Genomic DNA, 24,877 nt, shown 5'->3' with positions numbered 1-24,877 from the left:
TCGCCAAAAGCCTTCCCGCCTTCTTGGTTGGGCGGGTCGGGAATTGAGGGGGCCAGTATCGAGCTGTCAGCCATGCGCGACAAATTGTAGGAGAAATGAAGTTAAATCGTTATAATTCAACATATTAATATTATTTTCATGCCTGCAGCCAGTTCATTTAGTGCATATAATTGCTCACCAGTATCGCACGATGTGCAGAAATTTGCACATCACTGGTTGGCGCGATATGCAGGGCTATGGACAGCGCCCGCTTCCCGAATCGCATTCTGTGGATCGCCCTGTTCCTGGGCGTCGCTAGCGGCCTGCTCTGGCTGTCGGGCGAGGTTGCCGAGCGCAATGCCATCGCCCGGCTGAGTGCGGAGACGCGCGGCGCGGCGATCCTGCGCCAGGCCTATCTCAAGAGCGAGATCGAGCGGTTCCGGTTGTTGCCGATCGCACTGTCCGACGACAGCGATCTGGTCGCCGGCCTCACCGGATCGCAGACCGCCCTGCGGGCGCTCGATCGCAAGCTGCAGGCGCTCGCCCGCACCACCGGCGCGGCGCAAATCTATGTGCTCGACGCATCCGGCCGCACCGTCGCATCGAGCAACTGGGGCAGCGAGCGCAGCTTCGTCGGCCAGGACTATTCCTTCCGCAATTATTTCAAGCTGGCCGCCGCGCATGGATCGGGCGCGCAATTCGCCCTCGGCACGATCAGCGAACGGCCCGGCATGTATCTGTCGCGGCGATCGCGCGGCGGCGGCTATGTCGTGGTGAAGCTGGAGTTTGACGGGATCGAGCAGCAATGGGCGCGGCTCGGCGAGATCACCTTCATCACCAGTCGAGAGGGCATCATCCTGATCACCAGCCGCCCCGACTGGCGCTTCACCACCATCCATTCGTTGTCGGCGCAGGCTAAGCAGCGCTTCCGCGCCGAATTGCAGTCCGGCCGCGGCTCGCTGCTGCCGGTGCCGCTCAAGGGCATGGGCGATGCCGATGGCCGGCAGATCATCAGCCCCGCCGACGAACCGCGCCGCCGCCTGCTGTGGCAATCGGTCGCGGCCGGCGAACCGGGCTGGCAGCTCAACATGCTGACGCCGCTGCATGGCGTGGAAAGCTTCGTGCGGACGGTGCGGCTGGCGACCCTGTTGCTGCTGCTGCTGCTCGCCGGCGGCATCTGGATATTGCGCGAACGCGGCCATCGTCGCGCCGAACGGGCCGCCATGGTCGCCGCCCGCACCAGCGAACTGGAGGCGATGGTCACCGCCCGCACCCATGAATTACGCCGCGAGATGGAGGAACGCGCCGCCAGCGAGACGCGCGCCGACACGCTGCGCGAAGGGTTGCGTCAGGCCAATCGCCTGGCCTCGCTGGGCCAGATCACCGCCGGCATCGCGCATGAAACCGCCCAGCCTGTCGCCGCGATCCGCAGCTATGCCGCCAATGGCCGGCTGCTGATCGAGCGTGGCGATAGCGAGGCTGCGGCCGAAAATATGGCGGCAATCGAGCGGCTGACCGACCGGATCGGCAAGGTCACGGCCGAACTGCGCGGTTTTTCCCGCAAGGCGACCGGCGTGATCGACGCTATTCCGCTCGCCGGGCCGATCGAGGGCAGCGTGCTGATCCTCAAATCGCGGCTGGCGCGTGTCGATCTGCACCTGCCGGACCTGCCGGACGCTCTGCGCGTCATGGCCGACATGATCCGGCTGGAGCAGGTGCTGGTCAACCTGCTGCAAAATGCGCTCGAAGCGCTGGAGGGCGTGGTCGCGCCGACCATTCGCCTGTCGGTCGCGCTCGATGCGGAGACGATATTGCTCTCGGTGATCGACAATGGGCCGGGCATCGATCCGTCGGTGCAGGGCCAGCTTTTCACGCCCTTCGTCACCAGCCGCCCGTCGGGCCTGGGGCTCGGCCTTGTCATCGCCAGCGACATCATGGCTGACATGGGCGGGTCGCTGCGCCTGCTGCCCAGCGAGGCCGGCGCCCATTTCCAGCTGAGTTTGAAACGCGCATGACCGACATGCCCCCGCGTCCGATCGCCCTGATCGACGATGATGATGATTTGCGCGCTGCCATGGCGCAGACGCTGACGCTGGCGGGCCATGAGGTGCGCGCCTTCGCCAGCGCCGCCGATGCGCTAGCTGCGATCGAGGCGGATTTTCCCGGCGTGGTGGTCAGCGACGTGCGAATGCCGCACATGTCGGGCATCGACCTGTTCCGGGCGCTCCATGCCCGCGACGCGGAACTGCCGGTGATCCTGGTCACCGGCCATGGCGATGTGCCGATGGCGGTGGATGCGCTGAAGGCCGGCGCCTGGGACTTCCTGACAAAGCCCTTCAATCCCGACGCCCTGCTGGCATCGGTCGCGCGGGCGAGCGAGAAGAGGCTGCTGGTGATCGAAAATCGCCGCCTGCGCGCGATGGTCGACACCGCCGTCGCCTCCCCGCTGATCGGCCATTCCCCGGCGATCGAGCGGTTGCGCGACATGGTGGCAACCCTGGCCGACACCAATATCGACATTTTGGTCGAGGGCGAGACCGGCACCGGCAAGGAACTGGTTGCGCGCATGGTCCATCAGCGCAGCCGCCGCGCCAGCGCCCAGTTCGTCAGCATCGCCTGCGCCGCGGTGCCGGATTCGATCGCCGAGACCAGCCTGCATGGCGAAAGCCTGGCCGGACGCGCGCCGCTCGAAGGGCGGCTGGCCCGCGCCCATCAGGGCACCTTGTTCCTGGACGATGTCGACCAGTCGGGGCCGGCGCTGCAGGCGCATTTGATCCAGTTTCTGGAAGATCGGCTGGTTCGCCCGGTCGGAGCGCGCGAACCCCAGCCGGTGGACCTGCGCGTGATCGGCTGCATGACGCAGCAGGGCCAGGCGGCGACGATCCAGCCGGCCCTGCTCTATCGGCTGGCGGCGGTGCGGCTGCACATCCCGCCGCTGCGCGAACGGCGCGAGGATATTCCGCTGATCTTCGCCCATCTGCTCGATGCCGCCGCCCGCCGCTTTCGCCGCGCGGTGCCGCCGGTCAGCCGGGCGGTACTGGCCCATCTGCTGGACCATGACTGGCCCGGCAATGTCCATGAACTGGGGCGGCTGGCCGAACGGCTGGCGCTGGGCCTGGAGCAGGAACCCGTTGCCGATGGCGCGATGCTGCCGCTCGACGCGCGCATGGATGCGTTCGAGCGCATGGCGATCATCGAGGCGATCCAGGCGACCGGTGGCGACATGGGGCAGGCCATCGAGCGCCTCGGCCTGCCGCGAAAGACCTTCTATTACCGGGTCCGGCGGCTGGGCATCGATTTGCGGAAGCTTCGCGGGCTGGATGGATAGGGCGCCAGCCACATGACAGAAATGTAATGTTTGATATGTTGTAACATCATGGACATGTTTTTAGAGAGGCGAGGCAGCCTCCAGCGCGACCGAGCAGGGCGTGGAGGTCAGAATAATGTCGCTCCATCCACCTCGGGGGATCCAAGTCCATGCAATTCCAGTTTCTCGCCGGCTGCGCGCTTGCCGTTCTCGGCGTTTCGACAGCCGCCCATGCGCAAACCGCATCGGATGACGCCGCCGACGGCTATCACCAAGCAGCCCGTTCCGACATCATCGTCACCGGCATATTGCCGACCCGCCGCCAGGACATGCTGTCCAGTGTCGCCGTGGTCGAAGGCAAGGATCTGACCCAGGCGATCCGCCCATCGATCGGCGAGACGCTGGAACATCAGCCGGGCGTGTCCGCCACCTCCTTCGGCCCCAGCGCCTCGCGCCCGGTATTGCGCGGCCTGCAGGGTGAACGCGTCAAGATGCTGACCAACAGCCTGTCGACCGTGGACGTGTCCAACACCTCGGTCGATCATGCCGTGGTCGTCAATCCGCTGCTCGCCGAGCGTATCGAGGTGCTGCGCGGTCCGCAGTCGCTGCTCTACGGCTCCTCGGCGATCGGCGGCGTCGTCAACGTGATCGACAAGCGTATCCCCACGGCCATCCCGGATGAGCCGGTCCATGTCGATGCGATCGGCACCTATGGTTCGGCCGCGGACGAGCGTTCGGGCGCGGCCTCGGTCGACGTGCCGCTATCGGGCGGCTGGGTCGCTCATGCCGATGGCAGCTATCTCAAGAGCGACGATGTCCGCATCGGCGGCCATGCCCTCACCCCTGCCCTGCGCGATCAGGCGCTGGCATCGAGCCTGCTCCCCGCCGACGACAGCGAGGAAGCGATCGACTTCGCCGGCAATGCCGCGGTCAAGGGCAAGCTGCCCAATTCGGCGGCCAAGACCTGGACCGCCGGCGGCGGCATCGCCTATATCGGCGACACCGGCAATATCGGTATTTCCTACGACCATTATGACAGCCTCTATGGCGTGCCGATCCGCTTCGCAACCCAGCCGGGCGACGAGCAGGAAGCCCCTCGCCTCAGCATGAAGCAGGACAGCGTCAACCTGCGCGCCGAAGTGAATGGCGACGGCAATGTGCTGGACAAGGTTTCGCTGCGCCTGGGCTATGCCGACTATACCCATGCCGAGCTGGAAGAAGATGGTTCGGTCGGCACCGCCTTCTTCAGCAAGGGCATGGAAGCCCGGCTGGAACTGACCCAGGCCAAGCATGGCGCCTGGCGCGGCGCGACCGGCGTGCAGCTCTTCAACCGCGACTTCAACGTGATCGGCGAAGAGGCCTTCCTGCCCAAAAACTCGACCACGCAGATCGGCGTCTTCACCCTGCAGCAGCTCGATTATGGCGCGCTCAAGTTCGAGCTGGGCGGCCGCTACGAACATACCAGCCTGACCGCCAATCCGCTGGAGGATCAGGAACAGTTCTTCGCCGGCAAGCGCAGCTTCGACGCCTTCTCCGGCTCGGTCGGCGCCTCCTATGGCCTGACCGACAGCTGGCGCATCGGCCTCAACCTGTCGCACACCGAACGCGCGCCGGCGGCTGAAGAATTGTTCGCCAACGGCCCCCATGCCGGCACCCAGGCCTACGAAGTCGGCAATCCCGACTTCAACCTGGAAAAGGCCAACAGCGTCGAGGCGATCCTGCGCGGCAGCGGCGACAATTACAGCTTCGAGGCGTCGGCCTATCACACCTGGTTCTCGAACTTCATCTATGAGGATCTGACCGGCGAGGAAGAAGATGGCCTGCCCGTCTATGCCTTCAACCAGGCGGACGCCCGCTATTATGGCTTCGAGGTGCAGGGATCGTTGACCCTGGCCAAGCTGGGCGACGGCAAGATTGTCGCTGATGGCCTGGCCGACTATGTCCATGCCAATGTGAAGAGCGTCGGGCCGGCGCCGCGCATTCCTCCGCTCCGCCTGCTCGGTGGCCTCGCTTATCAGGCGACCAAGTTCGACCTGCGCGGCGAAGTCGAGCGTGTCAGCAAGCAGGACCGGGTCGCCGAGTTCGAGACCACGACGCCCGGCTACACCATGGTCAATGCCGAGTTGAATGTCCGCCCGTGGGGTAAGGAACGTCCGCTCAGCTTTGCCCTGTCGGCCAACAACATCTTCGATGTGGTCGCCCGCCGGGCCTCGTCCTTCCTCAAGGACTATGCCCCGCTCACCGGCCGCGACATCCGCGTGACCGCGCGGGTCAGCTTCTGATCCGGAATGCCGGGGCGGCTTGGTCGCCCCGGCATCTGCCACGATGCGCAATACAGGCAAATCCGTCAGGCCAACCCGTCGCCCCGGCGAAGTGCGGCGCCTGGTGGCTACGCTGCTGGAACAGGCCCGCCCCCCCCTGTCGGCCTATGACCTGCGAAGCCTGTCCGCCGAGCGGCATGAGCGGCTCTACGCACCCCAGGTCTATCGCGCACTCAATGAACTGATCGCCCAGGGCAAAGTCCTGCGGATCGAGACGTTGAACGCTTTCTGCGCCATTCGGCAAGGCCCTGCTGCCGTCGGCATCTGCCAGCATTGTGGTCAGGTCGAACAGATCGATATGGGCGACATCAAATTGGCCCTTGGCCACTTGTTCGCGCAGCGGGGCTTCCTAATCGACCGGCTGGTGGTGGAAGGAAGTGGCCATTGTTGCCAATGCCCACTTCCTTCCGACGACAAGGGGGCGATCAGCGCTCCCTGAGCACCGGATAGAGATGATGATAGGGGCTGCGATCGGGCAGCCGGGCCGACAGCCAGTCAAGCCGCGCGTCGCCATCGGCCGCAAATGTGGCATCAGCGGCCAATTTCGCCTCGAACTCTGCGCGAAGCTGCGCATCAGCGGCGAGGAGCGCCTCGGCGATCGGCGCCCGGACAAAAACCTCCGCCCCAGAAGGCGCCGCCAATATCTCCGGGAAGAAGCCCCAGGCAAGGAAACTGTCCTGGCTTTCCGGCTCCAGCAGCGCCGCCGCCAAAAGGCCCAGCGGCTGATCGGCAGGCACGCGGATCGTCCCAGCGGGCAGCGTTTCGGTCACCGCTTCGTGCCGTAACTTCGTGTCCAGCGGGATGCGCGCATCGCGCACCGGCATCGATTGCGGGTCGACCAGCCGCGCCCGATCGAGCGTCAGCGTGCGCGGCGCATCCAGCACCTCGTAGCGGATGCCGTGCAGGGTCAGCCGGTCGATCACCTCGGCCTGCCCGGCCGGCACCCACCATGCCTTGGGCAGGCGCACCGTCTCGACCGGTTCCTGGCCGATGATCGGCATCCGCCAGTCGACCGGTCGCCCCAGCCATTTCTGTTCCTTGCGCCCGCTCGCCGGCGAGACATAGGTGTCAAAGGCGATGCCCTTGAACCGTTCGACCCAGCCGATCGGCTGCGCGGCGGGCTTCCAGCGCGTCAGCATTTGCGTCGGGCGCGCTGCCCTGTCGCTGGCCTTCGCCTGCGCAATCGCTCCGGCATCCTGTCCGGCTAGCTTCAGCGCTGCCTCCAGCAGCACATAGGTGCCCAGCACCCGCTGGCGATAGGGCTTCATCATATGGTTTTCGACCAGCACGGTCGGGACGCCGATGAAATCGCCATAGCCGGTCGAATAGCGCGGCCCTTCGGGCGCCTGGCGAATACCCTTTGTCGGCTCCCGCGTGTCGATCGGGCTGGGATAGATGGTGGGGATATGCCCGGCCTTTTCCAGCGCCGCCGTCACGCTTGGTCCGAAACGGCCCTGCAGCCAGTCGGCGGTGGCGCGATGATAGGCATAGCGGCCCCAGCCGGCATAGGTGAAGGTGATGTCATATTGCATGTCGAAGCCGTCGCTGACATGGCAATCGACATAGAGGATCGGGTCGAGCCGGCGCAGCAGGCCGATCATCGCCCGGCTTTCGGGCGCATCCGCCTTCGAATAGTCGCGGTTCAGGTTGATGTTGCGGCTGTTGCCGACATAGCCCTTCTGCGCCGGGCCGCGCAGCGCCGGGAAGTTCCAGCGGCTCATCTTCTCATGCCCGTCGATATTATAGACCGGCACGAACACCAGATCGACCTTGTCGAGCAGGCTGCCCTTGCCGCGCAGGGCGATGTCGCGCAGCAGCATCAGGCCGGCATCCTTGCCGTCGATCTCGCCCGCATGGATGCCCGCCTGCACCAGCACGACCGGCTTGCCCGTGCCGCCCTTGCTCGCGCGGACGAACAGCATGTCGCGCCCTTCGCCCGTGCGGCCGAAGCTTTCCAAACTGATGAGGGGCGAGGCCGCATCCAGACGTTTCAACCACGCCTCTACCTCGGCATAGCGCGGCGTGGTGGCAAAACGCGCCTGCTCGGCCGGCGTGATCCAAGGATCATCCTTGCCGACGACCAGCTTTTCGCTCGCACCCGACCAGGGCAGTGTTGGCGGCAGTACCGAAGCAGGCAGCCCCGGCAGCGGCGCCTCAGTCGGCTGCTGCGCGATGGCAGTGCCAGCAACACACAAAGCGGCGGCGCCCAGAAGGCGCGACATCCTCTTGTTCATGTCTCTATCCTCCGGCTCAGAAGCGGGCGCGCACGCCGACGGTGGCGGTGCGCGGCGTGCCGGGCTGCACCCAGACTGAGCTGTAGCTGCTGGCATACCATGTCTCGTCGAACAGGTTACTGATCGTCCCGAACAGCTCGACACCCTCGATCACATCGACGCTGCCGAACAGGCGGAACAAGGTGTGCGACGGCAGGGTGAAGTCCGTGCCCGTCTCGCCCAGCCGTTCGCCGACATATTGCATGCCCGCGCCCAGTTGCGCCGCGCGCCCGGCCATTTCGAAATGCTTCGCGACCTGGATGTTGAGATTGTGGTCGGGAATGTTGATGAGCTTGTCACCCGGCAGGATCTGATAGCCGAAATTGGGGTCATTCACTCCCGAACGCGCCTCGGCATCGGTATAGGCGTAGCTCAGCAGGATATCGATGTCGCCGGGCAGATGGCCGTTCACGTCCAGCTCGATGCCGCGGCTCCGAGCCTTGCCGATCGCGACGGAAAAGCCGGGATTATTATTGTCGCTGGCCAGCACATTGTCCTTGGTCAGCTGATAGACGGACAGGGTGCCGGTAAGCGCGCCGCCCAGCGCGGTCAGCTTGACGCCAGCCTCGATGGATTCGCTGGTTTCCGGGTCGAAGATATTATTGTTGAAATCGGCGCCAATATTGGCGCGATAGCCCTGACCATAAGCGGCATAAAGTGAGATCGGATCGCTCAGTTCATAGACGATGCCGGCCTGCGGGCTGAACCGCTCATATTTGCGGCTATTGTAGCGGCTGGCTGCTGCAAGCAGGCGATTGTCGACCTTCAGCGTCAGATTGTCGTAGCGGCCGCCGATGCGGATCTGGAGCCGTTCGGTCAGTTCGATCTGGTCCTGCACATAGAAGCCGAAGCTGCGCTGCGCATCCAGACGATTGGTCAGCACCGACGTCGCGGGCAGCGGATATTGGCCATAGATCGGATTGTCGATGTCGATGACATAGCCGGCCTGGTCGCTGGGGTTGGTGCTGACGGCCGGCGGGCGGAACCGGGTGAAGTAATTATCATATTCGAACTGGTCGAAATCGCCGCCGATCAGCACGCGATGGCGCAGCGATCCGGTCTCGAAATGGCCCGCCAGTTCGGCGCGGACCACACTATGTTCCGCATCATAACGGCGCGAGCGGCGCTGGCGCGACAGGGAATGGCCGTCGACATAGAGTTTCTGGCGCGATGCGGTCTGCTCCGCGTCGGACGAGAAACCGGTCAGCAGCGTGTCGCGATGGCTGGCCCCGACCAGCAGGCTCCAGTCGTCATTGAACTGATGGTCGAGCCGCAACTGGTGGCCGGTGGCGCGTGCCACCGTATCGCCATCGCCCGGTTCGCCCAGGAAGCGCGACCGCGGCACGGTGTCGAAATCATTGTTCAGGACGACGATGCCGCGATCGAACGGCACTTCCACGCGGGTCCATTCGAAATCATAGGTCAGGCGCGTCCGGTCGCCCAGCGCAACGCCGATCGAGGGCAGGAAGCCCCAGCGTTTCTGCGACACATAGTCGCGGAACGTGTCGCCCTTCTCATAATAGCCGATCAGTCGCGCGGTGATGCCGTCGGTCAGCGCCAGGTTGGCGTCGGCGTCGGCGCGGAACCGGTCATAGCTGCCATATTGCAGCGATCCGCTGCCGAAGGTCCGGCCGATTTCCGCCTGCTTGGTCACCAGGTTGATCGTGCCGCCCGGCTCGCCCCGACCCATCAGCGCAGCCGACGGTCCCTTGAGCACGTCCACCCGCTCGATCCCGGCCACGTCGCGCTGGCCGCCAAAACCCCGGCCGGCGTTGAAGCCGTTGACCAGATAGCCGCTCGGCAGATTTTCATCGCCGGCAAAACCGCGCACGGCGAAACTGTCCCACAACCCGCCCAATGTGTTCTGGCGCACGACAGATGCATTCAGGTCCAGCGCATCGGTCAGGCGAAGGATATTATTCTGCTGCAGCGTTTCCGCATCGATCGTCGTGATCGCCTGGGGAATCTCCTTCACGGAGAAATCGCCGCGATAGGCCTGACGCACGCCGTCGACCGTGATGGCGCCCTCGCCCTCCGGCGCATGATGAACCGCGTCGCCGGTCTGCGCCTGCGCTGGAAGCCAAGCCAGGACAGCAGCCAGCGGCAACGCACGTGCAATATGGCGGAAGCGGCGGGAACGGACGGACGCAGCGCGGGCGCGCGGCAGGAACTGGATCGACATAATTTCCCCTGAATGAAATGAGACGGAATCTCATTCGCCGCTGCCCCTAGGGTAGGCTCGCCACACCCGTCAATGGAAATGTTATATTATTTCATTGACAGATTACTGCATCGCCGAAATGGTCCGGCGCAACAGCCAAGGAGCCTTGCCCTCATGTCCCTGACCGCCACCGGCCAGCCCATAATATTGTCCGACGTCCACCTGTCCTATGGCAGCCAGCCTGTGCTGCGCGGCCTGACCCTGCATGTCGATGCCGGCGAAATCTATGCGCTGCTCGGCGGCAATGGCGCGGGCAAATCGACCACCATGTCGACCCTGCTGGGCTTTGCCCGGCCCGACAGCGGCACGGTGCTGGTGGCCGGCCATGACCCGGCGGCGCAGCCCGACAAGGCGCGTGAGCAGATCGCCTATGTCCCCGAAAATGTCGCCCTTTACGAGCATCTGACAGCGCGGGAAAATGCCGCCTATCTGCTGGCGCTGGCCGGCCGCCACCCGGCCCCGCAGGAGATTGACGGCGCGTTCGACGCCACGGGCCTGCAGGCATCGGCCTGGGACAAGCGGCTCGGCGGCTTTTCCAAGGGGATGCGGCAGAAGGTGGCGATCGCCATCGCCTTGCTGCGCGAAGTGCCGGTATTGCTGCTCGACGAGCCCTCTTCCGGCCTTGACCCGCGCGCGACCGCCGACTTCAACCGGCTGGTCCATGATGTCGCACGCAAGGGCGCGGCCGTGCTGATGGTCACCCATGACCTGCTGTCGGCCGCCGACATTGCCGACCGGATCGGCTTCCTCGAATCCGGCCGGATCGTCGACGAGGCATCGGCGCAGGGCACGGACCGCTTCGACGTGCGCGACCTGCATCGCAAGTTCGCGCGGGAGGCCGTTGCCGCATGAGCGCCATCACCCTGATCGCGCGCGACGAATTGCGGCTGATGCGGCGCAACCGCGTCGCCGTCATCGCCTTCGCGCTGCTCGTCCTGCTGACGCTCGCCGCCGCGCTCATCAGTTGGTCGCACCAGAGCGGCATTGCCGAAACCCGCGCCCGGTTCCAGGCCCAGGCCGCCGGGGCGTTCGAGGCGCAGCCCGACCGCCACCCCCATCGCATGGTCCATTTCGGCAATTTCATCTTCCGCCCGCTGCCACCGCTCGCCGCCTTCGATCCCGGCGTCGATGCGTTCACCGGCAACAGCATCTTCCTGGAAGGGCATCGCCAGAACAGCGCCAATTTTGGCGATGTCCGCCAATCCTCGCTGCTGGTCCGCTTCGGCCAGCTGACCCCGGCCTTCGTGCTGCAGGTGATTGCGCCACTGCTGCTGATCTTCCTTGGCTATGGCGCGGTCGCGCGCGAACGCGAACGCGGCACGCTGCGCCAGATTCTGGTGCAGGGCGTGTCCGCCCGCGCACTGGTCATGGGCAAGCTGCTGGCGCTGGCCGTGGTCGCCGCGCTGGTCGGTCTGCCCGCGCTCATCGCCTTCCTGCTGATCGCGGGTCAGCCGGGCGCGCTGGCCGGGCCGATGGCGGTGATCGCGCTTGGCTATGGCGCCTATCTGGCGCTCTGGTCGATCATCGTGATCCTCGTCTCCGCGCTCGTGCGTCGCGGGCGCGACGCGCTACTCGCGCTGCTCGCGCTCTGGGCGGTGCTGGTCATCCTGCTGCCGCGCGTGGCGCCCGACATCGCGGCGCAGGCCCATAGCCTGCCCACCCGCCTGGAAACCGACATCGCCATCCAGCAGGATTTGCATCGCCTTGGCGACGCGCATAATCCTGACGATCCTTTCTTCAACGCCTTCAAGCAGAAGGTGCTGCGCCGCTATGGCGTCGACAAGGTGGAGGATCTGCCGGTCAATTATAACGGCCTGCTCGCGGTCGAGGGCGAGAAGCTGACGTCGGGTCTGTTCGACGACTATGCCGATCGCAGCTTCGCGATCCAGCAGGCGCAGAGCCGGCTGACCGACGGCTTCGGCATCATCAGCCCGGCCATCTCGCTGCGGCAATTGTCGATGGCAGCCGCGGGCACCGATCTTGCGGGCCATCGCCGCTTCCTCGCCCAGGCCGAATCCTATCGCTACGCCATGGTCCAGCATCTGAACCAGTTGCAGGCCGATGCCGTCAGCTATGCCGATGACAAGGCCAAGGATGCCGGCGCCGATCAGCGCAAGCGCATCTCCGCCGACCATTGGCAGGCGATTCCCCAATTCCGCTTCATCGCGCCGACCGCCGGCGACTTGGTGACGGCCAGCCTGCCCGGCCTGGGCCTGCTGCTCGCCTGGCTGGTACTCGCGCTGCTGGCGCTGCTGCCCGTCGCCCGCCATCTTCAGAAAGCCCGTCCATGACCCTCCTCACCCATGAACTGCGCCTGCTGCTGCGCTCGCGCATGGCGCTGCTGGCGCTGCTGCTCGTCGCCCTGCTCGCCATCGCCTCGGTCGCTGCCGGCATGGCCGAAGTAGCCCGGCAGCGCGCCGTCATCGCCCGCATCCAGCCGAAACAGGCACAGGATATCGCGGCCGTCGCGCAATGGGCCGGCAAGACGAAGGATCCCGGCAATGCCGCCTATTACAGCTTCCATGCCACCTGGGATGCGCCCGCGCCGCTCGCCTTCGTGGCGCTCGGCCTGCGGGACGTCGCACCTTACATCCTGCGTGTCCGCGCACTGGGGCTGGAAGCACAGCTTTACGATGGCGAGGCGTTCAATCCCGAACTCGCCCTGCCCGGTCGTTTCGATTTCGCCTTCGTGCTGGTCTATCTGACGCCTTTGTTCGTGATTGCCCTGTTCCACGACCTGGTCTCGGGCGAGCGGGAAGCCGGGCGACTGCGGATGCTTGATGCGCTTGCAGGATCGGGACGGCGTCTCTGGGCGCGGCGCGTGCTGCTGCGCGGCGGACTTCTGTTCCTCGCCCTCGCCGTGCCGCTGGCGATCGGCGCAACCCTGTCGCATGTGCCGCTCCTGCCGCTGCTTGCGGTGCTGGGCCTGGTCGCCCTCTATCTCGCCTTCTGGATCGGCGTCACGCTGCTGGTAGGGCGGCTGCGCTGGAGTTCGGTCACCAATGCCGCGTCGCTCGCCGGCCTGTGGCTGCTGCTTACCCTGCTGCTGCCGACCATCGCCCATGTCGCGATCAACCGTGCCATCCCGGTCGGCCAGGGCGTGGAACTGACGCTCGCCCAGCGCGAGGCGGTCAACCGTGCCTGGGACATTCCGCGCGAACAGACGATGCGGGCCTTCTATGCCGGCCATCCCGAATGGAAGGACAGCCCGCCGCTAGGCCACGCATTCCACTGGAAATGGTATTTCGCCTTCCACCAGGTCGGCGATGAAAGCGTCGCGCCCAAGGCGACTGCCTATCGCCACGGGATCGAGGCGCGCGACGCCGCCGCCCGTTCGGTCGGCTGGCTGCTGCCCTCGGTCGGCGTACAGGCGCTGCTCGCCCGCCTCGCTGACACCGACATGCGGGCGCAACTGGCTTATCAGGACCGCATCCGCGCCTTCCACGCCCGGCTGCGCAATTATTATTATGCCTATCTCTTCACCGACAAGCCGTTCGGGCAGGCCGATTTCGAAGGCGCTCCGCGCTTCGACGATATGTGAGAGGCTGTGATGGCCGGGGATGAGGGCGAAATTGCCCGCTTCGCTTCATCCTCGGCGGCAACCATCGACTTGCCGAGGGCACGCAGAAACGCCGGTGCTGGTCTGTGCCTGCAACGGTCAACTACCGATGTTGGATATCTCCAGCCATGCTTCAACGCAAATCGTTGAAATCATGGTGGGCGCGACAGGGATTGAACCTGTGACCCCACCCGTGTGAAGGGTGTGCTCTACCGCTGAGCTACGCGCCCCCTGTAAGGAGGAGGCGGCCTTTCGCATCCGATGCCTGACCTGTCAAGCGCCGCCTTGCAGCTTTTTGGAAATTATCTCTGTCCAGCGCGTTTGGCCGCATTATACAGGCCCGACCAACATAGATCAGAAAGTGCATCATCCATGCGTCAGACCGTCGCTCTCGTCCTCGCCTCCATGCTCCTGTCCGCGCTCGCCGCCTGCAACACGGTGCAGGGCGTCGGCCGCGACATCGAATCGGTCGGCACTGCCGGCAAGGAAGTCATTCACTGATAACGGGGACGGGGCGGCGTCCTGCCGCCCTGCATCACTGCAGGATGCGCGGAAAGGCCGACTTCTTGCGCAGGCGCACACCGTCGCAATCCGGCTCGCCGCATTCGCACGCCTCGATCGCATAGCGCACGCCACACATTACCAGAACATCCTGGTCGAACGAATAGTTGGCAATACCCGCGCGCTCGACCTTTTCTTGTGCTCTGGCCTTGAGAGTCATGAGTAGCTTCCCTCCATTTGGGACGACCGACAATGATTGCTGCGTTGCACAATGTCAATTCATCGACATTGGTTCCTTAACCGACCGTCAGAAATCGTCCCGCAAATCGCACGTTTCGGCGGCGGCCTCGTGTTTCTACATAGACGCTTGCAGCGCTTGACTGCCGCTCCCATATGCGCGGTCATGAATGACCATAACCGCTCGTCCATGCCGGTCTGGCATGGCACCACCATCATGTCGGTCCGCAAGAATGGAAAGGTCGTCGTTGCCGGCGATGGCCAGGTTTCGATGGGCCAGACGGTGATGAAGCCCAATGCGCGCAAGGTACGCCGCCTGCATGACGGCAGCGTCATCGGCGGCTTTGCCGGCGCTACCGCCGACGCCTTCACCCTGTTCGAACGGCTCGAAGCCAAGCTGGAACGCCATAATGGCCAATTGATGCGCGCGGCCGTCGAACTCGCCAAGGACTGGCGCACCGACAAATATCTCCGCAACCTGGAAGCGATGATGATCGTCGCCGACAAAGACGTCACGCTGATCCTGACCGGCAATGGCGACGTTCTGGAGCCGCTCGGCGGCGTGGCCGCGATCGGTTCGGGCGGCAATTATGCCCTCGCCGCCGCCCGCGCGCTGGTGGAATATGAGGAAGATGCCGAAACCCTGGCCCGCAAGGCGATGGGTGTCGCGGCGGATATCTGCGTCTACACCAACGACCAGCTCACCATCGAAACGCTCGACAGCGCAGCCTGAGATCCCAAGAAAAGACCATGAACGATAATCTGACCCCCAAAGCCATCGTCGCCGCGCTCGACGCGCATATCATCGGCCAGCATGATGCCAAGCGCGCCGTCGCCGTCGCGCTGCGCAACCGCTGGCGCCGCCAGCACCTGCCCGCCGATTTACGCGACGAGGTGACACCCAAGAATATCCTGATGATCGGGCCGACGGGCTGCGGCAAGACCGAGATCAGCCGCCGCCTCGCCAAGCTGGCCGACGCGCCCTTCGTCAAGGTGGAAGCCACCAAGTTCACCGAGGTCGGCTATGTCGGTCGCGACGTGGAGCAGATCGTTCGCGACCTGGTCGAGGAAGCCGTGCGGCTGGAGAAGGACCGCCGCCGCGAAGCCGTGCGCGAAGCCGCATCGGAGGCCGCCATGGCCCGCCTGCTCGATGCGCTGACCGGCAAGGATGCCAGCGAAGCCACCCGCCTCTCCTTCCGTCAGAAGATCGAGGGCAACCAGATGAACGATGTCGAGGTGGAGGTGGAAGTCGCCGACACTCCGTCGATGCCGATGGAAATTCCCGGCATGGGCGGCCAGGTCGGCATGATCAACCTCAGCGACATGATGTCCAAGGCCTTTGGTCAGCAGCAGAAGAAGCGCCGCAAGATGCGTGTTGCCGACGCCTGGGACAAGCTAGTCGAGGAAGAGCAGGACAAGCGCCTCGACCAGGATGATGTCGCCCGCGTCGCCATCACCAGCGCCGAGCAGAATGGCATCGTCTTCCTCGACGAGATCGACAAGATCGCCGTCAGCGACGTGCGCGGCGGGTCGGTCAGCCGTGAAGGCGTGCAGCGCGACCTGCTGCCGCTGATCGAGGGCACGACCGTCTCGACCAAATATGGCCCGCTCAAGACGGACCATATTCTCTTCATCGCTTCGGGCGCCTTCCATGTGGCGAAGCCCAGCGACCTGCTGCCGGAGCTTCAGGGCCGCCTGCCGATCCGCGTGGAGCTGAAGGCGCTGACCGAGGAGGATTTCGTCGCGATCCTGTCCGACACCAAGGCCAGCCTTGTCGCGCAATATCGCGCGCTGCTGGCGACAGAAGAAGTGACGATCGACCTGACGCCCGAAGGCATCCGCGCCGTCGCCAAGATCGCGGCCGAGGTGAACAGCGAGGTCGAGAATATCGGCGCCCGCCGCCTGCAGACCGTGATGGAAAAGCTGCTGGAGGATGTGAGCTTCGAGGCGGAGGACCGCCGCGGCGAGACGCTGGTGATCGATCAGGCCTATGTCGACAAGCAATTGTCGGCGGTCGCCCATGACACCGACCTCAGCAAATATGTACTGTAACTGAGCGCATAGCTTCAGTCCGGGCCTGCCGTTTCTTGTGGCAGGCCCGGATCATCTTCCCCCCTGCCCGCCATCATGCCAGCCTCCGCCATGCGATTCGCAGGGAGGGAATATGATCCGCACTTCGGCCTGGCTCTTGGCGAGCCTCAGCATTGCTGCACTGTCCGCCGCTGCCGAGGCGCAGACCGTCCCCAAACCACCGGTCGCGGCAAAGAAGCCGCATGAGGTGAAGGCGCCCTTCGGCGCGACGCGGCAGGATCCCTATTATTGGCTGCGCGACGACAGCCGCAAGAACCCCGAGATGCTCGCCTATCTGGCGGCCGAAAATGCCTATGCCGACGCGCTGCTGGCAACGACCAAACCGTTGCAGGACAAGCTCTACGGCGAGATCACCGGCCGCATAAAGCAGGACGACAGCAGCGTCCCCTATCGCAAGAAGGGCTATTATTATTACAGCCGCTTCGAGACCGGCGGCGACTATCCAATCGTCGCCCGGCGCAAGGGCAGCATGGATGCGCCCGAACAGATATTGCTCGACGAACCCAAGATGGGCGCGGGCAAGGGCTATTTCGCGATCGGCGGCAAGGACGTCAGCCCCGACGACAAATTGCTCGCCTATGCCGAGGATCTGGTCGGCCGCCGCCAATATGTGATCCGGGTCAAGGGACTCGCCGACGGCAAGCTGCTGGCCGATGAAATCCCCAACGCCGAACCCGATTTCGCCTGGGCCGACGACAGCAAGACGATCTTCTATGTCGAGAAGGATCCGACCACCCTGCTCGGCAAGCGCGTGAAGGCGCATGTGCTGGGCACGCCCGTCGGCGCCGATCGGCTGGTCTATGAGGAGAAGGACGATACCTTCTACATGGGCCTCAAGAAGACGACGTCGGACAAGTTCATCTGCATCGTCCTGCAATCGACCGTCAGCAATGAGGAGCGCTGCGTCCCGTCCGCCAATCCGGTCAGTTTCACGCCGCTCGCCCCGCGCGAACGCGACTTCCTCTACAGCAGCGACAATGTGGGCGGCCAATGGACGATCCGCACCAACTGGCAGGCCCCCAATTACCGGCTGATGACCATATCGGACGCCGATGCCGCCAAGGGCCGCGCCGCCTGGAAGGACATCGTGCCGACCAGCGCCAGCGTCTTCATCGAGAATTTCCAGCCCTTCGACAGCTTCCTCGCGATCGAGGAACGCTCCGAAGGCAATAAGCGCCTGCGCCTGCTGACCAAGGCCGGCAAGAGCAGCTTCGTCAATGCCGATGAGCCCGCCTATGCCATGGCGCTGGACGTCAATGCCGAAAGCGGCACGCCCTGGGTCCGCTACACCTATGACAGCCTGCGCACGCCCGAAACCACCTATGAGGTGAATGTCGACACGGGCGAACGCAAGATACTGAAGATCCAGGAGGTTAAGGGCTATGATCCCGCCAAATATGTGACCGAACGGGTATGGGCGACCGCGCGCGACGGGACGAAGGTGCCGGTCTCGCTCATCTACGCCAAGGGTTTTCAGAAGAACGGCAGCGCCCCACTCTACCAATATGCCTATGGCAGCTATGGCTATTCGACCGATCCGACCTTCTCGCCCCTGCTCCCCAGCCTGCTCGATCGCGGCGTCGTCTATGCCATCGCCCATATTCGTGGCGGCCAGGAAATGGGTCGCCAATGGTATGATGACGGCCATCTCAAGAACAAGATGAACAGCTTCACCGACTTCATCGACGTGACCCGCGCGCTGGTGGATCAGGGTTATGCGAAGAAGGGCCGTGTCGCCGCGATGGGTGGCAGTGCCGGAGGCTTGCTGATGGGCGCGGTCGCGAACATGGCGCCGCAGGATTACAAGGTCATCATCGCGCAGGTGCCGTTCGTCGACGTCGTGACCACCATGCTCGACCCGACCATCCCGCTCACCACCGGCGAATATGACGAATGGGGCAATCCCGAGCAGCAGTCCTGGTATGACGTGATGCTGGCCTATTCGCCCTACGACCATGTCGAGGCGAAGCCCTATCCCAGCTTGTTCGTCGGCACCGGCCTATGGGACAGCCAGGTCCAATATTATGAGCCGACCAAATGGGTGGCGAAGCTGCGCGCGACCACTTCCGCCGCTATCGCGACCAGGCCGAATATAGCGCCTTTGCGCTGGAGCAACTGGGGGTGGAGTAAAGCTTGCCCCCCTCCCTTCCAGGGAGGGGCCGGGGGTGGGTCTGCCGCGTAGCGGCAGCGAAAGGCTCGCTTCGCTCGCTACCCACCCCTTAATCCCCTCCCTGGAAGGGAGGGGAAATAATGTTCAGTAGCTGCGGCCCACTAGCACCCGCTCCACCGCCGTGCCGCCGGTGAAGATGCAGGCGCCATCCGCCGCTTCGGCATCGGTCGGCACGTTGCGCAGGGTGAGCTTCTCGCCCTTCAGCCACTGCACGACCTTCTCCAGTTCCGCGCCGGTCGGCTTGGCCCACTGGACCAGCGCCCAGCCGGGGTTCTTGCTGGCCTTGAAATAGGCCTTGAGCGCGTCGAGATCGGTGATCGACTTGTCGATATTGCCGTCCAGACGCGCCTTCGCATCAGCGAACAGCGACGTCTGGATATCCTCCAGCATCGCAGTTGCGCCAGCGACGAAATCGCCCTTGGCGACGATCTGGCTGTCGAGCTTGCCATCCTCGCGATAGAGGCGATCGCGGCGGATGACCGAGACATTGCCACCGGCAACGTCACGACCGCCAACCTCGATCACGATCGGCGCGCCCTTCTTGACCCAGCCCCAGCGCTTGGTCGCGGCCTTGGACGGACGCTTGTCGAGCAATGCGCGGACCGGCTCGCGGAACACGTCCAGCCCGTTCAGCTGGTTCACCAGGTCGGTGCAATAATCGACGATCGCGGCGTCTTCCTCGGTATCGCGCAGCATCGGCACGACCACGACCTGATAGGGCGCGACGCGCGGCGGCACGCGCAGGCCGTCATCGTCGCCATGCACCATGATCAGGCCACCGATCATCCTGGTCGACATGCCCCAGCTGGTGGTCTGGGCCAGTTCCTGCTGCCCTTCGGCATTCTGGAACTTGATATTCTGCGCCTGGCTGAAGGTCGTGCCCAGGAAGTGCGAGGTGCCGGCCTGCAGCGCCTTGCCGTCCTGCATCATCGCCTCGATCGAATAGGTCGCGACGGCGCCGGGGAAACGCTCATTCTCCGGCTTCTCGCCCGCGACCACCGGCAAGCCGACACATTCCTCGGCGAAGCTGCGATAGACTTCGAGCATCTTCATCGTCTCTTCCATCGCTTCGTCGACGGTCGAGTGCGCAGTATGCCCTTCCTGCCACAGGAATTCGCTGGTGCGCAGGAACATGCGGGTGCGCATTTCCCAGCGGACGACATTCGCCCACTGGTTGATCAGCACGGGCAGGTCGCGCCAGCTCTGCACCCAGCGGCTGAAGGCTGCGCCAATCACGGTTTCTGATGTCGGGCGAACGACCAGCGGCTCTTCCAGCTTCGCTTCGGGATCGGGCACCATCTTGCCGTCCTTCTGGATCAGGCGATGATGGGTGACGACCGCCATTTCCTTGGCGAAGCCGTCGACATGCTCGGCTTCCTTCTCGAAATAGGAGAGCGGGATGAACAGCGGGAAATAGCAATTTTCGTGGCCGGTCTGCTTGATGCGCGCATCGAGCAGGGTCTGGATCCGTTCCCAGATGCCATAGCCCCAGGGACGGATCACCATGCAGCCGCGCACGCCGCTTTCCTCGGCCATGTCGGCTTCGGTGATGACGGCCTGATACCAGGCAGCGAAATCCTGTTCGCGGGTAACGTTAAGGGCGTGTTTCACGGGGTCTGTCGCCTGTCTAAAAGTGGATGGCGCGCCATAGGCCAGACCCGCCATCCCTGTCGACCCCCAAGCATCGCGCCGGGCGGGGTTCAGCCGGCGTCGGCGCCCAGTCGCTCGAGCCAGGCCTTGGCCTGCTTGGGTTCGCCCACCGCATCAGCCGCCGGCTTGCCCCGCGCGGCCAGAAAGGCGGGATGGAGGTCAAACGGTTCCAGCCCCAGCGTGTCGCGCATCGCATCAATCTCTTGCGCCAGTTCGTCCAGCTGCGCGAGCACCGGCGCGGTCTTCGCGCGGGCGCTGCGATCCTGTTGATGGTCGAACAGGCCCCAGCGCCCGCCAGCGGTCACGCGCAGCGCCGCAATCAGCGCCGCGCGATATTCCTCTTCCAGCTCCGCCCGGCGGATATCCAGGCGCTCCAGTCTATCCGCCTTGGCCATGGTGGATCAGCTCAGCTTGTCGATCTTCGCATTGAGCGCAGCCAGTTGCGCCTTCAGGACGGCGATCTCGTCATCCTTGCTTTCTTCGGTCGCGGCTGGGGTCGGGCTGGGCGTGGCGCCCGGCATGCCCGGAACCCCATTGCCGAACGCGCTCGCCGCGGCCTCGAACATCTGCATGTTGCGCTTGGCGATCTCGGCCAGCGGGCCACCGCCAAAGGCGCCCTTCATGGCTTCCTGGAACTGCTGCTGGTTCTTGCGGAAGGCGTCCATCGACGCTTCGAGATATTGCGGCACCATCGACTGCATGGAATCGCCATACATGGCGATCAGCTGACGCAGGAAGTTGACCGGCAGCATGTTCTTGCCGCGCTGTTCTTCTTCCATGATGATCTGGGTCAGGACATTATGGGTGATGTCCTCGCCGGTCTTCGCGTCGACGACGACGAACTCGCGCCCCTCACGGGTCATCTGCGACAAAAGGTCCAGCGTGATATAACTTGAAGTTTCGGTGTTATAGAGCCGCCTGTTAGCGTACTTCTTGATAACCACCGGTTCGGATTCATTAGCAGCCTTCGATTTGGCCATGCCTGTCTCTCCCTCACCTGCTCATCCCGCATTAGCACAGGGCGATGCCGCGCCGCAACATGGCCCGCGTCCTTTACCCCTTTTTCTCAACATTTTATGGCGCGAAACGGAGCATGATCCTGATTTGCGTCGCCGCGCCTTCATCGGCCTGCGTCGCTATCAGGAGACGCAGCGTCCGTCCCCACCACCACCATGCCCCATCGCCGCAACGGCGGGCAGTGCCCGGCTGCTGCGGTATCACGCTGATTTGGCACCGGAAAGCGATCGGGCGCCGGTCGTCTTCATCCCCTCCCTGATCAACCCGCCACAGGTGCTGGACCTGTCGCAAAGCCGCTCCATGCTGCGCCATATGGCCGCAGCGGGTCATGACGCCTATCTGGTCGATTGGGGGGCGCCGACGGCCGCCGACCGCAGCCTCGGCCTGGACAAGCATGTCACCGACCGGCTCATCCCGATGCTCGCTGCATTGCGGCGCCCACCGATCCTGGTCGGCTATTGCCTGGGCGGCACGATCGCCATCGCGGCCGCAGCATTGCACCGGGTCGCAGCTCTAGCGACGATCGCTTCGCCCTGGGACTTTGCCGGCTTCCCGCCCGCCGACCTTGCCGAGATCGCCGCCCTGTGGCGCGGTGCGAAGCCGGTGTGCGACCGGCTCGGCTATGTGCCGATGGAGGCGCTGCAATCGGGCTTCTGGGCGCTCGATCCGCAGCGGACCGTGCAGAAATATGCAGCCTTCGCCGACATGACACCCGGCTCCGACGAGGAGCGCGCCTTCCTCGCGGTCGAGGACTGGGCCAATGAGGGCGCACCCCTCACCTATGCCGCCGGGCAGCAATTGTTCGAGATGCTCTATGCGGCAAATGCGAGCGGGCAAAACGAATGGCACATCGATGGGACCGTCATAGACCCGGCCTCGCTCCCCTGCCCCAGCTTGTCGATCGCTTCGGCAACGGATCGAATCGTGCCCGCCACGGCCGCCCCGCCCCTTACGGAAAGCCGGATATTGAACCTTGGCCATGTCGGCATGATATTGAGCCAGCGGGCACCCGACATGCTGTGGCATCCGCTGTCCCTTTGGCTTTCCCGCCATGGCGGATGATGTTATGTGCGCCTGCGAAAACAACATTACCACAAGTGAGGATCGAGCCTTTGTCAGACATCGTCATTACCGCCGCCAAGCGTACCGCCGTGGGCAGTTTCATGGGCGCCTTCGGCACGACTCCGGCACATGAACTGGGCCGCCAGGCCATCCTCGCCGCGCTGGCACAGGCCGCCGTCGCGCCCGAAGAAGTGGACGAAGTGATCCTGGGCCAGATCCTCACCGCCGGCCAGGGCCAGAACCCCGCCCGCCAGGCCGCCGTCAACGCCGGCATCCCGGTCGAGCGCACCGCCATCGGCCTCAACCAGCTGTGCGGATCGGGGCTGCGCGCCGTCGCGCTTGCCGCGCAGGCGATCAAGGCCGGTGATGCCCGCATCATGGTCGCCGGTGGCCAGGAAAGCATGTCGCTCGCTCCCCATGCCCAGATGCTGCGCGGCGGCACCAAGATGGGCCCGGTCAGCTTTGTCGACACCATGATCCATGACGGCCTGACCGACGCGTTCCAGGGCTATCATATGGGCATCACCGCCGAGAACCTGGCCGAGAAATATCAGATCAGCCGCGAGGCGCAGGACGAGTTCGCCGTCGCCAGCCAGAACAAGGCGGAAGCCGCGCGCGCGTCGGGCCGCTTCGCCGACGAAATCCTGCCCGTGACCATCAAGGGCCGCAAGGGCGACACCATCGTCGACGCAGACGAATATATCCGCGCCGGCGCCACGATCGAAGCGATGCAGAGCCTGCGCCCCGCCTTCAAGAAGGACGGCACCGTGACCGCCGGCAATGCCAGCGGCATCAATGACGGCGCCGCCGCGCTGGTGGTGATGAGCGCCGACGAAGCCGCCAAGCGCGGCGCCACCATCCTGGGCCGCATCGCCAGCTTCGCCACCTGCGGCGTCGATCCCTCGATCATGGGCATCGGCCCGGCCCCGGCCAGCCGCAAGGCACTGGAAAAGGCCGGCTGGTCGGTCGCCGATCTCGACCTCATCGAAGCGAACGAAGCCTTTGCCGCGCAGGCGCTGGCCGTCGGTCAGGAACTGGGCTGGGATCCGGCCAAGGTCAACGTCAATGGCGGCGCGATCGCGATCGGCCACCCGGTCGGCGCATCGGGCGCGCGCGTGCTGACCACGCTGCTCTATGAAATGGCGAAGCGCGACGCGAAGAAGGGCCTTGCCACCCTGTGCGTCGGCGGCGGCATGGGCGTGTCGATGTGCATCGAGCGCTGAGCGGCAGCGACTGAATAGCGAAGGGCGCCGGTCTCGCGATCGGCGCCCTTTTCGTGTTAGAGCCTGTTTGAAAAATCGCGAAAGAGCGATTTTTCGTTACGGTACCGGCCCGCTCCCCCGCCCAACCGCCCGACAGGATGACACTGGATCGGGTGGTTGGGCGGGGGAGCGGGCCGGTACTGGTTTTTCTAAAACAGACTCTCATGCCCAAATCCGGTCGAACCGGTTGCCCAGGCCCGTCAGCAGCTCATATTGCGACAGGCCCGATGCCTGCGACGCCTGCGGCAGATCATAGTTGATCGTCAGCCAGTCGCCCTCCGCGACATCCGGGCGCGCGCCGACATCCACTGCCAGCAAGTCCATCGACACCCGGCCCAGCACCGGCAGGCAGATACCATCGACCAGCGCCGCGCCGCGCCCCGAAAAGCCGCGCAGATAGCCGTCGGCATAGCCGATGTTGAGAATCGCGATCTCCAGATCGCGCTCGGCCCGATGGGTCGCGTTATAGCCGATCGTGTCGCCGGCGATGACCGCGCGACGCTGCAATATCTGGGCCTGTGCCTGCACGACCGGGCGGAGATGCGGCGCAGCATCGGGATGCGGCACGCCGCCATAAAGGGCGATACCCGGCCGGGTCAGGTCGAAGCCATAGTCCGCGCCCATGCATATGCCCGCGCTGTTGGCAAGGCTGTAGCGCTGTGCGGGCACAGCGGCCCGGACATCCCGGAAGCGGGCCAGTTGGGTCGGATTGAGATCGCTATCCTCGTCGGCTGACGCCAGATGGCTGAGCAGCGTCACGATCTCCAGCCCATCAACCAGTTCGCTAAGGTCAGCCCGCCAGTCGAGGCCCAGCCGGTTCATGCCGGTATCGATCATCAGGTCGCAGGCGCCACCGCCCGCCGCCTTCCAGCGCGCCACCTGCCCCGGCGTACACAGCACCGGCCGCGCGCGCGAGGTCAGTGCCTGCGCCATATCCTCGTCGCGCACGCCGTGCAGGACGGCGAAGTTCACACCGTCCATCTGCGCTTCGAGCGCTGCCGCTTCGCCCCAGTTGGACACGAAGAAATCGCGGCAGCCCGCGCTTTTCAGTCGCTGCATGACGCCGGCCGCACCCAGGCCATAGCCATCGGCCTTGATCGCGGCGCCACAGGCCGGGGCGCCGCCCTGCCGCGCCAGCCAGCGCCAGTTGGAAAGCAGCGCATCGCCATCGAGGCGCAGGCGGAGCGGAGCGATATAGCCAGTCATTGCCCGCAGCCGATAGCGCGC

The 24,877-nt window shown here is 64.8% G+C and carries 20 protein-coding genes and 1 tRNA gene; 13 read left to right on the top strand and 8 right to left on the bottom strand.

The window, feature by feature from the left end; all coding sequences use genetic code 11:
• The first annotated feature begins 236 nt into the window (after nt 1–236).
• From A0U87_RS00775 to A0U87_RS00760, 4 genes are all read left to right on the top strand, one after another.
• Nucleotides 237–1,994 carry an ATP-binding protein gene (locus tag A0U87_RS00775; RefSeq protein ID WP_048937105.1) on the top strand — a complete coding sequence of 586 codons (1,758 nt, stop codon included), beginning with the start codon at nt 237–239 and terminating at the stop codon, nt 1,992–1,994.
• Nucleotides 1,991–3,307, top strand: coding sequence for a sigma-54 dependent transcriptional regulator (locus tag A0U87_RS00770; protein WP_048937106.1), 1,317 nt, complete (start codon nt 1,991–1,993; stop codon nt 3,305–3,307). Before A0U87_RS00775 ends, A0U87_RS00770 begins: the two co-directional genes overlap by 4 nt.
• A gap of 149 nt (nt 3,308–3,456) precedes the next feature.
• Complete coding sequence (locus A0U87_RS00765; RefSeq protein ID WP_137405180.1) at nt 3,457–5,568, top strand: TonB-dependent receptor; 2,112 nt, start codon at nt 3,457–3,459, stop codon at nt 5,566–5,568.
• 19 nt (nt 5,569–5,587) lie between these two features.
• On the top strand, nt 5,588–6,046 hold the full coding sequence (locus A0U87_RS00760) for a transcriptional repressor (protein ID WP_137405179.1): 459 nt from the start codon (nt 5,588–5,590) through the stop codon (nt 6,044–6,046).
• On the opposite strand, the gene A0U87_RS00755 is transcribed toward A0U87_RS00760, so the two are convergent.
• Both A0U87_RS00755 and A0U87_RS00750 read right to left on the bottom strand, forming a co-directional pair.
• On the bottom strand, nt 6,033–7,841 hold the full coding sequence (locus A0U87_RS00755; RefSeq protein WP_048937109.1) for a M14 family metallopeptidase: 1,809 nt from the start codon (nt 7,839–7,841) through the stop codon (nt 6,033–6,035). The two genes, A0U87_RS00760 and A0U87_RS00755, sit on opposite strands and share 14 nt — an antisense overlap.
• Nucleotides 7,842–7,857: 16 nt before the next feature.
• The gene (locus A0U87_RS00750) at nt 7,858–10,062 is read right to left on the bottom strand and encodes a TonB-dependent receptor (RefSeq protein ID WP_048937110.1); all 2,205 of its coding nucleotides are present in this window, start codon (nt 10,060–10,062) and stop codon (nt 7,858–7,860) included.
• 153 nt (nt 10,063–10,215) lie between these two features.
• Here A0U87_RS00750 and A0U87_RS00745 point away from each other — a divergent pair, with 153 nt between their 5' ends.
• Genes A0U87_RS00745 through A0U87_RS00735 form a run of 3 tightly spaced genes read left to right on the top strand, consistent with a single transcriptional unit; the run spans nt 10,216 to nt 13,642 of the window.
• Entirely contained in the window at nt 10,216–10,953 is a 738-nt protein-coding gene (locus A0U87_RS00745; RefSeq protein ID WP_048937111.1) for an ABC transporter ATP-binding protein, read from the top strand.
• A complete protein-coding gene (locus A0U87_RS00740; protein ID WP_048937112.1) occupies nt 10,950–12,392 on the top strand; it encodes a DUF3526 domain-containing protein in 1,443 nt (480 codons plus the stop codon). The genes A0U87_RS00745 and A0U87_RS00740 overlap by 4 nt, the downstream gene beginning before the upstream one ends.
• Nucleotides 12,389–13,642 carry a DUF3526 domain-containing protein gene (locus tag A0U87_RS00735; RefSeq protein ID WP_048937113.1) on the top strand — a complete coding sequence of 418 codons (1,254 nt, stop codon included), beginning with the start codon at nt 12,389–12,391 and terminating at the stop codon, nt 13,640–13,642. The genes A0U87_RS00740 and A0U87_RS00735 overlap by 4 nt, the downstream gene beginning before the upstream one ends.
• 173 nt (nt 13,643–13,815) lie before the next feature.
• Here the strand turns inward: A0U87_RS00735 and A0U87_RS00730 are convergent.
• Nucleotides 13,816–13,890, bottom strand: a tRNA-Val gene (locus A0U87_RS00730).
• 142 nt (nt 13,891–14,032) lie between these two features.
• On the opposite strand from A0U87_RS00730, the gene A0U87_RS00725 reads away from it, so the two are divergent.
• A complete protein-coding gene (locus A0U87_RS00725) occupies nt 14,033–14,161 on the top strand; it encodes an entericidin A/B family lipoprotein (RefSeq protein WP_004207212.1) in 129 nt (42 codons plus the stop codon).
• 34 nt (nt 14,162–14,195) lie between these two features.
• On the opposite strand, the gene A0U87_RS00720 is transcribed toward A0U87_RS00725, so the two are convergent.
• Nucleotides 14,196–14,381: a hypothetical protein gene (locus tag A0U87_RS00720; protein WP_004207213.1), complete on the bottom strand. Its 186-nt coding sequence runs from the start codon at nt 14,379–14,381 to the stop codon at nt 14,196–14,198.
• A 183-nt stretch (nt 14,382–14,564) separates the two neighbouring features.
• Between A0U87_RS00720 and hslV the strand changes: the two genes are divergently transcribed.
• The 3 genes from hslV (at nt 14,565) to A0U87_RS00705 (ending at nt 18,671) form a co-directional block, all read left to right on the top strand.
• Nucleotides 14,565–15,131 (top strand): ATP-dependent protease subunit HslV, encoded by a 567-nt coding sequence (hslV, locus tag A0U87_RS00715; protein ID WP_004207214.1) that lies wholly within the window; start codon nt 14,565–14,567, stop codon nt 15,129–15,131.
• 17 nt (nt 15,132–15,148) lie between these two features.
• Entirely contained in the window at nt 15,149–16,450 is a 1,302-nt protein-coding gene (hslU, locus tag A0U87_RS00710) for an ATP-dependent protease ATPase subunit HslU (RefSeq protein ID WP_004207215.1), read from the top strand.
• 112 nt (nt 16,451–16,562) lie between these two features.
• Nucleotides 16,563–18,671 (top strand): S9 family peptidase, encoded by a 2,109-nt coding sequence (locus tag A0U87_RS00705; RefSeq protein ID WP_240700487.1) that lies wholly within the window; start codon nt 16,563–16,565, stop codon nt 18,669–18,671.
• A gap of 72 nt (nt 18,672–18,743) precedes the next feature.
• Here A0U87_RS00705 and proS read toward each other — a convergent pair whose 3' ends face one another.
• The 3 genes from proS to phaR form a co-directional block, all read right to left on the bottom strand.
• Nucleotides 18,744–20,270, bottom strand: a complete 1,527-nt coding sequence (proS, locus tag A0U87_RS00700) for a proline--tRNA ligase (protein WP_048937115.1) — start codon at nt 20,268–20,270, stop codon at nt 18,744–18,746.
• Nucleotides 20,271–20,359: 89 nt separating this feature from the next.
• Nucleotides 20,360–20,704 (bottom strand): hypothetical protein, encoded by a 345-nt coding sequence (locus A0U87_RS00695; RefSeq protein ID WP_010338802.1) that lies wholly within the window; start codon nt 20,702–20,704, stop codon nt 20,360–20,362.
• A 6-nt stretch (nt 20,705–20,710) separates the two neighbouring features.
• A complete protein-coding gene (gene phaR, locus A0U87_RS00690) occupies nt 20,711–21,289 on the bottom strand; it encodes a polyhydroxyalkanoate synthesis repressor PhaR (protein ID WP_017502180.1) in 579 nt (192 codons plus the stop codon).
• Between the two features lie 124 nt (nt 21,290–21,413).
• Here phaR and A0U87_RS00685 point away from each other — a divergent pair, with 124 nt between their 5' ends.
• Both A0U87_RS00685 and A0U87_RS00680 read left to right on the top strand, forming a co-directional pair.
• Complete coding sequence (locus A0U87_RS00685) at nt 21,414–22,388, top strand: alpha/beta fold hydrolase (protein ID WP_048937116.1); 975 nt, start codon at nt 21,414–21,416, stop codon at nt 22,386–22,388.
• 50 nt (nt 22,389–22,438) lie between these two features.
• Nucleotides 22,439–23,611 (top strand): acetyl-CoA C-acetyltransferase, encoded by a 1,173-nt coding sequence (locus tag A0U87_RS00680; protein WP_048937117.1) that lies wholly within the window; start codon nt 22,439–22,441, stop codon nt 23,609–23,611.
• A gap of 201 nt (nt 23,612–23,812) precedes the next feature.
• On the opposite strand, the gene alr is transcribed toward A0U87_RS00680, so the two are convergent.
• Nucleotides 23,813–24,856 (bottom strand): alanine racemase, encoded by a 1,044-nt coding sequence (gene alr, locus A0U87_RS00670; protein WP_048937118.1) that lies wholly within the window; start codon nt 24,854–24,856, stop codon nt 23,813–23,815.
• Nucleotides 24,857–24,877: the final 21 nt, after the last annotated feature.

Source organism: Sphingobium sp. MP9-4, from assembly GCF_005281675.1.
Taxonomy (GTDB): Bacteria; Pseudomonadota; Alphaproteobacteria; order Sphingomonadales; family Sphingomonadaceae; genus Sphingobium; species Sphingobium yanoikuyae.
This window is presented reverse-complemented; position numbering and strand designations above follow the sequence as displayed.

Coding starts and splice junctions, on each gene's coding strand:
- A0U87_RS00775 (WP_048937105.1), top strand. CDS start 237: ATGGACAGCGCCCGCTTCCCGAATCGCATTCTGTGGATCGCCCTGTTC.
- A0U87_RS00770 (WP_048937106.1), top strand. CDS start 1,991: ATGACCGACATGCCCCCGCGTCCGATCGCCCTGATCGACGATGATGAT.
- A0U87_RS00765 (WP_137405180.1), top strand. CDS start 3,457: ATGCAATTCCAGTTTCTCGCCGGCTGCGCGCTTGCCGTTCTCGGCGTT.
- A0U87_RS00755 (WP_048937109.1), bottom strand. CDS start 7,841: ATGAACAAGAGGATGTCGCGCCTTCTGGGCGCCGCCGCTTTGTGTGTT.
- A0U87_RS00750 (WP_048937110.1), bottom strand. CDS start 10,062: ATGTCGATCCAGTTCCTGCCGCGCGCCCGCGCTGCGTCCGTCCGTTCC.
- A0U87_RS00745 (WP_048937111.1), top strand. CDS start 10,216: ATGTCCCTGACCGCCACCGGCCAGCCCATAATATTGTCCGACGTCCAC.
- A0U87_RS00740 (WP_048937112.1), top strand. CDS start 10,950: ATGAGCGCCATCACCCTGATCGCGCGCGACGAATTGCGGCTGATGCGG.
- A0U87_RS00735 (WP_048937113.1), top strand. CDS start 12,389: ATGACCCTCCTCACCCATGAACTGCGCCTGCTGCTGCGCTCGCGCATG.
- A0U87_RS00725 (WP_004207212.1), top strand. CDS start 14,033: ATGCGTCAGACCGTCGCTCTCGTCCTCGCCTCCATGCTCCTGTCCGCG.
- A0U87_RS00720 (WP_004207213.1), bottom strand. CDS start 14,381: ATGACTCTCAAGGCCAGAGCACAAGAAAAGGTCGAGCGCGCGGGTATT.
- hslV (WP_004207214.1), top strand. CDS start 14,565: ATGAATGACCATAACCGCTCGTCCATGCCGGTCTGGCATGGCACCACC.
- hslU (WP_004207215.1), top strand. CDS start 15,149: ATGAACGATAATCTGACCCCCAAAGCCATCGTCGCCGCGCTCGACGCG.
- A0U87_RS00705 (WP_240700487.1), top strand. CDS start 16,563: ATGATCCGCACTTCGGCCTGGCTCTTGGCGAGCCTCAGCATTGCTGCA.
- A0U87_RS00695 (WP_010338802.1), bottom strand. CDS start 20,704: ATGGCCAAGGCGGATAGACTGGAGCGCCTGGATATCCGCCGGGCGGAG.
- phaR (WP_017502180.1), bottom strand. CDS start 21,289: ATGGCCAAATCGAAGGCTGCTAATGAATCCGAACCGGTGGTTATCAAG.
- alr (WP_048937118.1), bottom strand. CDS start 24,856: ATGACTGGCTATATCGCTCCGCTCCGCCTGCGCCTCGATGGCGATGCG.